The organism is Kingella pumchi (genome assembly GCF_022288825.1).
Lineage (GTDB): Bacteria > Pseudomonadota > Gammaproteobacteria > Burkholderiales > Neisseriaceae > Kingella_D > Kingella_D pumchi.
Map to the genome: position 1 here is coordinate 2,172 of NZ_JAKOOW010000001.1, position 12,198 is coordinate 14,369.

At 57.7% G+C, this 12,198-nt stretch carries 12 protein-coding genes; 8 read left to right on the forward strand and 4 right to left on the reverse strand.

What is annotated here, in order from left to right; genetic code table 11:
• The 3 genes from MB824_RS00025 to MB824_RS00035 all read left to right on the forward strand — a co-directional run.
• Positions 1 to 327: hypothetical protein (locus MB824_RS00025; RefSeq protein ID WP_238744741.1), on the forward strand; the 327-nt coding region annotated here is incomplete at its 5' end.
• Between the two features lie 66 nt (positions 328 to 393).
• Positions 394 to 852: a tetratricopeptide repeat protein gene (locus MB824_RS00030; RefSeq protein ID WP_238744743.1), complete on the forward strand. Its 459-nt coding sequence runs from the start codon at positions 394 to 396 to the stop codon at positions 850 to 852.
• 130 nt (positions 853 to 982) lie between these two features.
• On the forward strand, positions 983 to 1,813 hold the full coding sequence (locus MB824_RS00035) for an NAD-dependent epimerase/dehydratase family protein (protein WP_238744744.1): 831 nt from the start codon (positions 983 to 985) through the stop codon (positions 1,811 to 1,813).
• Positions 1,814 to 2,009: 196 nt separating this feature from the next.
• On the opposite strand, the gene MB824_RS00040 is transcribed toward MB824_RS00035, so the two are convergent.
• Both MB824_RS00040 and gltX read right to left on the reverse strand, forming a co-directional pair.
• Positions 2,010 to 2,483 (reverse strand): hypothetical protein, encoded by a 474-nt coding sequence (locus MB824_RS00040; protein WP_238744745.1) that lies wholly within the window; start codon positions 2,481 to 2,483, stop codon positions 2,010 to 2,012.
• A 345-nt stretch (positions 2,484 to 2,828) separates the two neighbouring features.
• On the reverse strand, positions 2,829 to 4,229 hold the full coding sequence (gene gltX, locus MB824_RS00045; RefSeq protein WP_238744746.1) for a glutamate--tRNA ligase: 1,401 nt from the start codon (positions 4,227 to 4,229) through the stop codon (positions 2,829 to 2,831).
• Positions 4,230 to 4,441: 212 nt separating this feature from the next.
• Between gltX and MB824_RS00050 the strand changes: the two genes are divergently transcribed.
• The 3 genes from MB824_RS00050 (at position 4,442) to MB824_RS00060 (ending at position 8,792) form a co-directional block, all read left to right on the forward strand.
• Entirely contained in the window at positions 4,442 to 5,266 is an 825-nt protein-coding gene (locus MB824_RS00050) for a TatD family hydrolase (RefSeq protein WP_238744747.1), read from the forward strand.
• Between the two features lie 162 nt (positions 5,267 to 5,428).
• A complete protein-coding gene (acnB, locus tag MB824_RS00055; RefSeq protein ID WP_238744748.1) occupies positions 5,429 to 8,017 on the forward strand; it encodes a bifunctional aconitate hydratase 2/2-methylisocitrate dehydratase in 2,589 nt (862 codons plus the stop codon).
• Positions 8,018 to 8,123: 106 nt separating this feature from the next.
• Positions 8,124 to 8,792, forward strand: a complete 669-nt coding sequence (locus MB824_RS00060; protein WP_238744750.1) for a histidine phosphatase family protein — start codon at positions 8,124 to 8,126, stop codon at positions 8,790 to 8,792.
• A gap of 80 nt (positions 8,793 to 8,872) precedes the next feature.
• Here the strand turns inward: MB824_RS00060 and MB824_RS00065 are convergent, their stop codons facing one another.
• Together MB824_RS00065 and MB824_RS00070 are read right to left on the reverse strand one after the other, a co-directional pair.
• A complete protein-coding gene (locus MB824_RS00065) occupies positions 8,873 to 9,781 on the reverse strand; it encodes an SEL1-like repeat protein (protein WP_238744752.1) in 909 nt (302 codons plus the stop codon).
• Positions 9,782 to 9,984: 203 nt separating this feature from the next.
• Positions 9,985 to 10,443 carry a low molecular weight protein-tyrosine-phosphatase gene (locus MB824_RS00070; RefSeq protein WP_238744754.1) on the reverse strand — a complete coding sequence of 153 codons (459 nt, stop codon included), beginning with the start codon at positions 10,441 to 10,443 and terminating at the stop codon, positions 9,985 to 9,987.
• 129 nt (positions 10,444 to 10,572) lie between these two features.
• Here MB824_RS00070 and MB824_RS00075 point away from each other — a divergent pair, with 129 nt between their 5' ends.
• On the forward strand, positions 10,573 to 11,601 hold the full coding sequence (locus MB824_RS00075; protein WP_238744756.1) for a TerY-C metal binding domain-containing protein: 1,029 nt from the start codon (positions 10,573 to 10,575) through the stop codon (positions 11,599 to 11,601).
• Positions 11,602 to 11,676: 75 nt separating this feature from the next.
• On the forward strand, positions 11,677 to 12,198 hold a 522-nt coding region (locus tag MB824_RS00080), incomplete at its 3' end, for a hypothetical protein (RefSeq protein WP_238744757.1).

Consider the following 12,198-nt stretch of genomic DNA (forward strand, 5'->3'; position numbering starts at 1 on the left):
ATCGCTGCCGCCGGCGAGCTGGAACAATGCGAACAAATTTTCCGCGACAATATGGAAATCATGGTCTTCACCATGCCCTGCCCGAACCGGCAGTCCGACGTGCTGCCGCCGGAAAAATTCGACGCCCACCTGCGCGCGGTAAACCGCTGCGAAGCGCTGGTTGCCGGCAAATACGCCGCCCAAAAAGAAGCCGTTCAGAGCCGGCTGCACGCCTTCACCGCCCCGCGCGCCCGCGAAGTCGGCCGCATCCGCAACAACCCGCAGCAGATGCAGGCTTACTGCACCAAGCAAAACGCCACCGCCCGCCGGCTGATGATGAAATACTAGGACGCAGGCAGCCTGAAAATCCGGCCACACTATTTCAGGCTGCCTGCCACGCCGAAGGAGATCCCCATGTCCCACTATCCAAACGCCCTAACCGCCTACCAAAACGAAGACTGGATGCAAGCCTTCGCCTGCCTGCAGCGCGGCGCAGCCGCAGGCGAAGCAGACTGTTACAACCTGCTTGCCGTGTGCTGCGAATACGGCCAAGGCACCGCGCAAAACTGCTGCCAAGCCGTGCGCTGGTACCGCCGCGCCATTCGCGCAGGCGATTCGTCTGCCGTCAGCAATCTGGCAGATTTATTGGACAAGTCCAGCAAAACACGGCGGGCGGAATACTGGTACCGCCAAGCCTTAGGTAAAGGCGGCGACGAGAAACTTGCCTATGCCGAATTTCTGCTGCGGCAAAATCCCACACCCAGCCCGACTGTTATCCGGCTGCTGCAGCAAGCCGCCGCGCCCAATATCCACACCAGCGAAGCCGTGCAAGAGCGTGCCGCCCAATGGCTACGCCAATTTCAGGCAGCCTGAAAACCAAATGTTTGGCGCTTAACATTCCCGCTCAAGCCCAAAGGCAGCCTGCGTAGCGAAGCGGAGTTGCGCAGCTAAAACCGCCGACAGCCCTTTTCAGACTGCCCATCCCCAAACACAAGGAAGCCCCATGAACATCCTGCTGCTCGGCGCCGGCGGCTTTATCGGCCGCCGCACCGCCCGCCGTCTGCGTGATGCCGGCCACAGCGTCCGCACCCCGCCGCATGCCGACCTCGATTTGCTGCGCCTGCGCCAAGATGCCGCCATGCCGCTGTTGGCAGGCTGCGATGCGGTGGTGAACTGCGTCGGCGTGATGAGCCGCCATGCCGGCGTTTTGGAAACCGTCCACCACCGCACACCCGCCCTGCTGGCCGCCTGGGCGCGGGAAGCCGGCGTGCGCCGCTGGGTGCAGCTCTCCGCACTCGGCGCCGACGCCGCCCATTTCGCCCCCTTTCTCGCCAGCAAAGGACGCGGCGACGATGCCGTGGCCGAACGCATCGACACCGCCATCGCCCGCCCGTCGGTAGTGTACGGGCGCGGCGGCACCAGCTGCGAGCTGTTTATCAAACTCGCCCGCCTGAGCGTTCTGCCCCTGCCCGCCGGAGGCGCCTTCGACTTGCAGCCCGTACACGCCGAAGATGTTGCCGACGGCTTGGTCGCGCTGCTGTCCGCCCCGTCCGGCAGCATTGTCGAAATGGCCGGCAGCCTAAAAACCACGCTCGCCGGCTATCTCGCCATCCTGCGCCGCACCCTGCACGGCAAAGCCCCCGCCACAATTCTGCCCATTCCCCTAACCCTGCTCAAACCCATGCTGCCGCTCACCAATCTTCTGAGTAACGGTTTTCTCAGCCCCGACAGCATCCGCCTGCTGCAACAAGGCTCCTGCGCCGACACTTCTCCTTTCGCCGCCCTAATCGGCCGCGAACCACTGGGCGCGGAACAGTTTGCACAGACGGATTAGCCGTTGCGCGAATAGGCAAAGGCAGCCTGAAAACCGAATTTGCGGCTTTCAGGCTGCCTTTTTCATTGGATTTCCAAACGTAGGGGGCACACCATTTATCATTTACCAGCAGCCGCTTATTGCTTATGGTGCGCGGTGCGCAACCCTACAGTCCGCTTGCTATACTTTAAAGTTACGCAAATAAAAAATCACATACTTAATTAATACTTGGAAAAAGATATAATAAAATCATTATTGAACCCAGACAAACAAGCGCGGTAATGTTAAATTTTTTATCCACATGGAAGAGCATTGTTATTATGGGCGTATAAGTTATTATCATCATAAAGAAAATTAAATATTTATTGTAAAATAGGCTGTATTGCTTATTTAACTCCACTATTCTGTCGGAAACAGTAAAATCCCTTAGGATTTTATTTTTATCTTGGTAGCTTAATTTCTTCAAGTGCGAGCTGGAAATAATTTTTCTGCCGTCATTCTCTTGGTAATAGGCAATAACTAACGTTACATGCTCAATTTTTTCTATTTCAGCATCACAAATGCTCTCTCTTATTTCATTTACAGTTCGATCGCATAATATACTGTATTTTCCATTATCTAGTTTTAAATATTTTGTTCCTTTTCCTGTGGAATCAATATAAAAATTTGGGTTGTTCTCCGTATGTGTCAAATACAATGGCTTAGAAAATAAAAAGGTGCTGCAAGATACCCATATCCAAAAAATACTTACCAGAATAAAAATAATGAAATCAAGAAAAGATTTTTTCATAGCTTATAAATATACAAATCTCAGCAATAATAAATACTTAGATTAATCAAATATACTATATTAACTGAATTTTGTCCACGACGATAATACGGTACGCCATTCGTAAGATAGGCAGGCGGTGGGCGATAATCAGCACGGTTCGTTTACGGCATGGCGATGCGCTGGCTACCGGAGCAAAAAGAACAAAAAAGCAGTCTGAAAACTGGTTCTCCCGGTTTTCAGGCTGCTTTTATCAATAGTAGCGGTCTAACCGCGCATCCGCCGCAGTACTTCTTCTTTGCCGATCAGCGCCAGCACGGCATCGACCGACGGGGTTTTGGCGGTGCCGCAGACGGCCAGGCGCAGGGGCATGCCGAGTTTGCCCATTTTGATGCCTTCTTCGTCGCAGAAGGGTTTGAACAGGGCGTGGATGCCTTCGGCCGTCCAATCGCCTTCGGGCAGCGCTTCGAGTTTGGCGGCAAAGCGCTGCATGCGTGCGGGAGCTTCGTCGTCCCAGTGTTTGGCAACGTCAGCTTCGGCGGGGACGGCTTTGCGGTAGAAATAGGCGCATTCGTCGGCCAGCGCGTTCAAATCTTGGGCGCGGTCTTTGACCAGCGCCAGCACGTCGGCCAGCGCGGGGCGCTCGGCGGGGACGATGCCTTGTTGTTCCAAGCGCGGCCGTACCAGCTCGGCCAGCGCGGCATTATCCGCCGCTTTGATGTGCTCGCCGTTGATCCAATACAGTTTTTTCATGTCCATGCGGCTGGCGGACGAAGACACGTCTTTCAAATCAAACCATTCGACAAACTGGCGCATGGTGAAAAATTCGTCGTCGCCGTGCGCCCAGCCCAGCCGTGCCAGATAGTTGAGCATGGCTTCGGGCAGGATGCCCAGGCTGTCGAATTCGGTGATGGCAACGGTGTCGCCGCTGCGCTTGGAAATTTTGCGCCCCTGCTCGTTGAGTATCATCGGCAGGTGGGCGTACTGCGGCGGATTCACGCCCAGCGCTTTGAAAATATTGATTTGTTTTGGAGTGTTGTTCACATGGTCGTCACCGCGGATTACATGGGTGATGCCCATATCGAAATCGTCGGCGACCACGCAGAAATTGTAGGTGGGCGTGCCGTCGGCGCGGGCGATAATCAGATCGTCGAGCGCGGAATTGGGGATGGAAATTTCGCCTTTTACCAAGTCGTTCCAAATGGTTACGCCGTCAATCGGGGTTTTGAAGCGGACAACCGGCTCGCGGCCGGCGGGGATTTCGGGCAGGGTTTTACCGGGCTCGGGGCGCCAGCGCCGATCGTAGGTGGCGGTGCCTTCGCGCTCGGCTTTTTCGCGCATGGCGGCCAGCTCTTCCTTGCTGCAATAGCAGTGATAAGCGTGGCCGTCGGCCAGCAGTTTTTGAATCAGCTCTTTATAGCGCGGGAAGTTTTGGGTCTGGTAAACGATGCGGTGTTCGTTGTCGGCATCCAGTCCCACCCATTTCATGCCGTCGAGAATAATCTGCACCGATTCGGCGGTGGAGCGCTCCAAATCGGTGTCTTCGATGCGCAGCAGAAATTCGCCGCCGTGGTGTTTGGCAAACGCCCAGGAATACAGCGCGGTGCGCACGCCGCCGATGTGCAGATAGCCGGTGGGGCTGGGGGCGAAACGGGTTTTTACGGTCATGGTTCGGCCTTTGTTTGAAATCGCAAAAGGGCGGCATTGTAACGTCTGCCGCAGCTTTGATAAACCGCAGTCAGCCTGAAAACGGCGCCCGCCCGCCACGGGATGGGCATATTTTTCAGGCTGCCTTTGTCTTGCCGAAGGCAGCCTGAAAAATCGGGCGGCATATCGCGCCGATAGTCCGCCCGCCAGCCGCCCTGCGCTACAATCGCGCCATGCTTACCGATACCCATTGCCATCTGGCCGATCCGCTGCTGGCGGGCGATGCCGTTTGTCCCGATTCGCCGCAGCTGGCGGCAACGCTGGCGCAGGCTCATGCGGCCGGCGTTAGCGGCTTTGTCGTTCCCGCCGCCTGTGCTGCCGACTGGCCGCGGGTGCTGGCGCTCAAAGACATCGCCGGCGTGCGCGCGCTGGCGCTGGGCATCCATCCGTGGCACGCCGGCGAAATGTTTTCAGGCAGCCTGAAAACCACCATCGACCGTTTGGCGCAGCTGGAAGACATGCTGCGGCAGAACCCGCAGCTGTGGGTGGGCGAAATCGGGCTCGACTACCTGCCGCGGCCGGATATGCCGGACAAAGCCGTCCAACAGGCCGCGCTGCGCGCCCAGCTCGAACTGGCGCAGCGCTACCGCCGGCCGCTTATCCTGCACAATCTGCGCGCCACCGCCGACATTCTGCGCCTGCTGCGCGAAACTGCGTTTGACTGCGGCGGCATTGCCCACGCTTTTTCAGGCAGCCTGGAAGAAGCACGCGCGCTCATTGACGCCGGCCTGCTGATCGGCATCGGCTCGCTGCTGCTCAATCCCAATGCCCGCAAGGCGCAGCGCGCCGCCGCCGAACTGCCGGCCGAGAGCATCGTGCTGGAAACCGACAGCCCGTTTATGCTCGGCAACACCGTCAATACGCCGGCCAATCTGCGTCGCATCGCCGAAACGGCGGCCGCTCTGCGCGGCACCGACCTGCACACGCTGGCATCGCAATGCGAGCAGAACTTGCAAAAACTGCTGCCCCGCCCCCATCTGCCGTTTCAGGCAGTCTGAAAACGGCTTTTGTTTGGCAAATTATGGTTTTTTTCGCCCCCTGCCGCCGCCATTAAGGATTTGCCAAGTTTTGTAAAATTAGTTTATGATGCAAGCGTCTAAGCGCCCGGTTCGCCCGAGTGTGCGACACACAAGAAAAACACGAACGAAAAGGAACCCGAAATGTTAGAAATGTACCGCCAGGCCGCCGCCGAGCGCGCCGCTCTGGGCATTCCCGCCCTGCCCCTTTCCGCCCAGCAAACCGCTGATCTGGTCGAACTGCTCAAAAACCCGCCCGCAGGCGAAGACCATCAGTTTCTGGTCGATCTGCTCGCCCACCGCGTGCCGCCGGGTGTGGACGACGCTTCCAAAGTGAAAGCCTCCTTCCTTGCCGCCGTTGCCGAAGGCAGCGCCGTAAGCCCGCTGATTTCCCCCGAATACGCCACCGAACTCTTGGGCACCATGCTCGGCGGCTACAACATCCATCCCCTGATCGAGCTTCTGGACAACGACAAGCTCGCCCCCATCGCCGCCGAAGGTTTGAAACACACGCTGCTGATGTTTGATTCCTTCCACGACGTGCAGGAAAAAGCCGAAAAAGGCAACGTCCATGCCAAAGAAGTATTGCAGTCATGGGCGGATGCCGAATGGTTTACCTCGCGCGAAAAAGTGCCGGAAAAAATCACCGTTACCGTATTTAAAGTAGACGGCGAAACCAATACCGACGATCTCTCCCCCGCGCCCGATGCCTGGTCGCGCCCCGATATTCCGCTACACGCGCTGGCGATGCTGAAAAACCCGCGCGAGGGCATCAATCCCGACAAGCCGGGCGAAGTCGGCCCGATCAAGCTCTTGGAAGAGCTCAAAACCAAAGGCCATCCCGTGGCCTATGTCGGCGACGTGGTCGGCACCGGCTCTTCACGCAAATCCGCCACCAACTCCGTTATCTGGCATACCGGCGTGGACATTCCGTTTGTACCGAACAAACGCTTCGGCGGCGTGTGTCTCGGCGGCAAAATCGCGCCGATTTTCTTCAATACGCAAGAAGACTCGGGCGCGCTGCCGATTGAAGTGGACGTCTCCGCGCTGAAAATGGGCGACGTGGTCGATATCCTGCCTTACGAAGGCAAAATCGTGAAAAACGGCGAAACCGTGGCCGAATTTGCCCTGAAATCGGAAGTCTTGCTCGACGAAGTGCAGGCCGGCGGCCGTATCAACCTGATTATCGGCCGCGGTCTCACCGCCAAAGCCCGCGAAGCGCTCGGCCTGCCCGCATCCGACAAATTCCGCCTGCCCAAAGCCCCCGCCGAGAGCAAGGCCGGTTTCACGCTGGCGCAAAAAATGGTTGGCCGCGCCTGCGGTTTGCCCGAAGGCCAAGGCGTGCGCCCCGGTACTTACTGCGAACCGCGCATGACCACCGTCGGCTCGCAGGACACCACTGGCCCGATGACCCGCGACGAGCTCAAAGACCTCGCCTGCCTGGGTTTCTCCGCCGACATGGTGATGCAGTCTTTCTGCCACACCGCCGCCTATCCGAAACCCGTTGACGTGAAAACCCACAAAGAGCTGCCCGAATTTATCTCCACGCGCGGCGGCGTGGCCTTGCGCCCGGGCGACGGCGTGATCCACTCCTGGCTCAACCGCCTGCTCTTGCCCGATACCGTCGGCACCGGCGGCGACTCGCACACCCGCTTCCCCATCGGCATCTCCTTCCCCGCAGGCTCGGGTTTGGTGGCCTTTGCCGCCGCCACCGGCGTGATGCCGCTGGATATGCCCGAGTCCGTGCTCGTGCGTTTTTCAGGCAAGCTCCAACCGGGCGTAACCCTGCGCGACATGGTCAACGCCATTCCGCTGTATGCCATCAAACAAGGGCTGCTCACCGTGGCCAAAGCCGGTAAGAAAAATATCTTCTCCGGCCGCATTCTCGAAATCGAAGGCCTGCCCGATTTGAAAGTCGAACAAGCCTTTGAATTGACCGACGCTTCCGCCGAACGCTCCGCCGCCGGCTGCACCGTCAAGCTCAACAAAGAGCCGATTATCGAGTATATGCAGTCCAATATCGTGTTGATGAAAAACATGATTGCTGACGGCTACAAAGACCCGCGCACGCTCGAGCGCCGCATCAAAGCCATGGAAAAATGGCTGGCCGATCCGCAGCTGCTCGAAGCCGATAAAGATGCCGAATACGCCGCCGTCATCGAAATCAACATGGACGACATCAAAGAGCCCATCATCGCCTGCCCGAACGACCCCGACGACGTGTGCTTTATGTCGGAAAAATCCGGCACCGTGATCGACGAAGTGTTCATCGGCTCGTGCATGACCAACATCGGACACTTCCGCGCCGCGTCCAAGCTGCTCGAAGGCAAGAGCGACATCCCCGTGCGCCTGTGGATGGCGCCGCCCACCAAAATGGACGCCCACCAGCTTTCCGACGAAGGCCACTACGGCGTACTCGGCCGCGCCGGCGCCCGCATGGAAATGCCCGGCTGCTCGCTGTGCATGGGCAACCAGGCGCAGGTACGCGAAGGCGCCACCGTAATGTCCACCTCCACCCGCAACTTCCCCAACCGTCTGGGCAAAAACACCTTCGTTTACCTCGGCTCGGCGGAACTCGCGGCCATCTGCTCCAAACTCGGCAAAATCCCCACCGTTGAAGAATACCAAGCCAATATCGGCATCATCAACGAACAGGGCGACCAGATTTACCGTTATATGAACTTTAACGAAATCGACGAATACAACGAAAAAGCCGAAGCAGTAAACGTCTGAACCCAAGCAGCCTGAAAACCGAAACTAGGTTTTCAGGCTACTTTTTTCCACCCCCTTTCAGGCAGCCTGAAAGCCCCGCCCATCAAACACGAAAGGAAAACATAATATGAAAAACATCTACCTCATCCGCCACGCCCAAAGCGCCGCCAACGCCATGCCCTCGCACGGCGGACTCGTTACCTACCGCAACGCCGACATCCCCATCACCGAACTCGGGCAAACCCAAGCGCAAAGCCTCGCCCAATGGCTGCGCGAACACACCCCGCAGCCCGATGCCGTATTCGTTTCCCCCTACCTGCGCACCCAGCAAACCGCCCGCCCCTACCTCGAACAAAGCAGCCTGAAAGCCGAAGTGCTGCACGATCTGCACGAATTCAACTATCTCTCCTTCGCCCATATCGACGGCCAAAACTTTACCCGGCTCAAACAACTCTCCGAAGCCTACTGGCAGCGCAACGATCCCGACTACCGCGACGGCGAAGACTGCGACAGCTTCGCATCGTTCTACCGCCGCATCGCCGACACCCGCGCCCATTTCCGCCGCCTGTCCGACGGTAATTACACCGTTTTCGGCCACGGCTTCTGGATCGGCCTGCTGCTGTGGCAGCTGATCGGCCGCAACCACGGCATCGACATGCACCACTTCCGCACTTTCGAACTGCAAGTGCGCCCGCGCAATACCGAAGTCTTCCTGCTGCGCATCGACGATACCGACAGCGAAACCATCACCAAAATCCGCCGCCTGCACGATCAGGAACATTTGGAAGCAGCCTGAAACGCCTAAAACATCCCAACCATAAAAAGGCAGCCTGAAAGCGCAAACATGCTTTTCAGGCTGCCTGAATATTGGGGCGCTTAGCGGATGCCCATTGTTCTTAACTTTTGCAGATTTTCGCGGGCAAGCGCCTTGGCTTCGGCATTGTCTGCCGTATCGGGCTGCGCCAGCACTTTTTGCCACCATGCTTTGGCTTGTTGGTAATTTTTCGCCACGCCTTGACCGTTTGCATATATTGCACCCAAATTGTTTTGAGCCATAGCATATCCTTGAGTAGCGGCTTTTTGATACCATTTTGCTGCCTGTTGATAGTTTTGTGCTACACCTTGACCGTTTTCATACATACTGCCCAGATTATATTGCGCCTTAACATCTCCTTGATTGGCAGCTTTTTCAAACCACACCTTTGCCAGTTGATAGTTCTGCGGCACACCAAGACCGTTGTTATACATCATGCCCAAATTGTTTTGTGCTAGAGCAAATCCTTGATTAGCAGCTTTTTGAAACCAAGCAAAGGCTTGTTGATAATTCCGTGCCACACCAAGACCGTCTTTATACATCATAGCCAAATTATATTGCGCCCCGGCAAATCCTTGATTGGCGGCTTTTTGATACCAAACAAAGGCTTGTTGATTGTTCGGTACCACGCCTTTGCCTTGGCTATACATTACGCCTAAATTGTTTTGCGCCTTAATATGTCCTTGATTAGCAGCTTTTTGATACCACGCTAGCGCTTGTTTATTGTTCTGCGCCATACCTTTTCCTTGTTCATACATTACGCCTAAATTGTATTGCGCTTGGGCATTACCTTGCCGGGCGATCGGCTGGAACAAACGAAAGGCTTGTTCATACTTTCCGGCATCATAAGCTGCCACAGCTTGTTCAATTTGTGCTTGGTTATCCGCCCAAACAGGCGCAGCCACTGCCAGTAGCAATGCCGCCAAAGCTGCGTTCAGCGGTTTGGAAAACAATTTGCGGGGGCTAAACATTATCTTTCTTTCCTTATGCAAAAATCAGGCAGCCATCGCCGCCATTGGATTTGAAACCGCGCTTGCCGTTTGGCTCAGTAAAGTGTGTTTTCCAGCGACTTCATTTACCGTTTCGCTCCACAAGGCAGCCTGAAAGCGGGAAAACCGTTTTCAGGCTGCCTTGTGTGTTGCAAAACGGCGGCGGCACGGCAGCGCCGTCCATCTCACAAGCGCCCATCCTGCAGCCTGTCGGCGATTTCTTCGCAGCAGGCGGCCAGCAGGTCGCGGGTTTGGGTGAAATTGCGGGTGAACCACGGGTCGGGGATATGGTCGTAGGGGCGGTTGCCGACCAGGTCGGTGATTTTGAATATCTGCTGCGGCCGGCGGCCGAAGCGCTCTTGCATATCGGCCAGATTGCTGTCGTCCATCACCATAATGTAGTCGAATTCGTCCAAATCGCTCTCGCGCACGCGGCGGCTGGTAAAACCGTTGGACGCGATGCCTAGGCCGTCGAGAATATCGGCGCTGCCGCAGTGCATGCCTTCGCCGTCGTGCCAGCCGGATGTGCCGGCGCTGGCGGTTTCCAGCGGCAGGCCGCGTTTGGCGGCGGTGTCGCGCATCATGTATTCGGCCAGCGGCGAGCGGCAGATATTGCCCAGGCAGACAAACAGGATTTTTTTCATATCGCTTCCTTTCTTCACGGATTGCGGCGGAAGCGGCGATTATGCCATGCCGCGCGGCGGCTTCTGTGGCACAATCCCGTTTCTTTTCCGATTGGGGGTTTTTCCATGCGCCGTTTGCCGGTTTTTTTAGTGATAGACATTTCCGAAAGTATGGCGGGCGACAACCTGCGCCGCATGCAGGAAGGGATAGACGCGCTGCTCACCTCGCTGCGCAGCGACCCTTACGCGCTGGAAACGGTGCATCTTTCAGTGATCGCCTTTGCCGGCGTGGCACGCACGCTGGCGCCGCTGGTGGAACTGTTTTCTTTCTACCCGCCGCGGCTGCCGATGGGTTCGGGCACGTCTATCGGCAAGGCGCTGGACGTGCTGATGGACGAAATCGATCGCCAGGTGGTGCGCGGCAGCGCCGAACGCAAGGGCGACTACAAACCGCTGGTGTATTTTATGTCCGACGGCAAAGCCACCGACGACCCCACGGCCGCCCTCGAGCGCTGGCGGCGTGATTTCGACCATCGCGCCACGCTGGTTTCCATCGGCATCGGCCCCTTTGCCGATTTGTCGCTCCTAAGCGGCATCAGCCGCCACACCCTGCGCCTGAACACCGAAGGCGAAGCCGACTTCAAAGCCTTTATCAGCTGGATTTCGCAGTCGGTTTCCGCGCAAAGCCGCAGCCTGGGCATCGACGCCCCGCTCACGCTCGATAAAGCCCCTGCCGGCGGCAACCCGCTACTCTCTTTGGTTAAAGACCTCGGCGACGCGGCGGCGGTGGACGAAAACTATGTCATCATCACCGGCCTGTGCGCCAAAAGCCGCCTGCCCTATCTGATGAAATACGAGCGCCTGCCCGATTTGGGGCACATCCCCTTTTTCAACAAAAAACCGGCGCAGGTTTACCGCTACGCCGGCGCCTATCCCGCCGAGCGCGACTTTGCCGAATGGTCGGATCAGCGCACCAACACCCAAACCGTCTCCACCTCCATGCTCGAAGGCGGCGGTGGCTGTCCCCACTGCGGCGCCCGCTACGGGCTGGCCAGCTGCTCCTGCGGCCAGATTTTCTGCGTGGACGGCGACGGCGAAGTGACCTGCCCCGGCTGCAACCAGACCATCTACATGGGCAGCAGCGGCGAAGACTTCGACATCGCCCGTTCGCGCGGCTAAACGAAAAACCGCCTTCAGGCAGCCTGAAAACCGCCCAACCGCCTTTCAGGCTGCCTGCTCCTACGAAAGAAACCCATGACCGGCATCCTCCCCCACCACCTGCAAAGCTGGCAGCCGCAGGCCGATAAAGAGCAGCTGACGGAATTTATCCGCCGCCACGCCACCCTGCTGCGGCTGCTGGAAGAGAGCTGGCAGCAGTTTGCCGCCGATTATGCGCCGCCCGCGCCTACTCCCACCGCCTACGCCGAAGGCTTCAGCATCGACGCCCTCAGCCACAGCCCGCTTGATGCCACCGAAAGCGCCGCCTTTGCCGAACATTTCGCCGGCCGCGGGCAACGCCGCGACCGCCCCTTCGGCGATCACGTCGAAATCCGCGACCACGGCTGGCAGCTGGCCGACGATCACAACGGGCACGACGCCCGCAGGCAGCCTGAAAACCAGCCCGACACCACAGCCGCCGAACCACCCTTTGTCTTTGCCGAAATGCTGCCCATGCAGCCTGAAAGCTCAAAGCAGCCTGAAAGCTCAAAGCAGCCTGAAAGCCCGAAGCAGCCTGAAAGCCCGAAGCAGCCTGAAAGCCCGAAGCAGCCTGAAAGC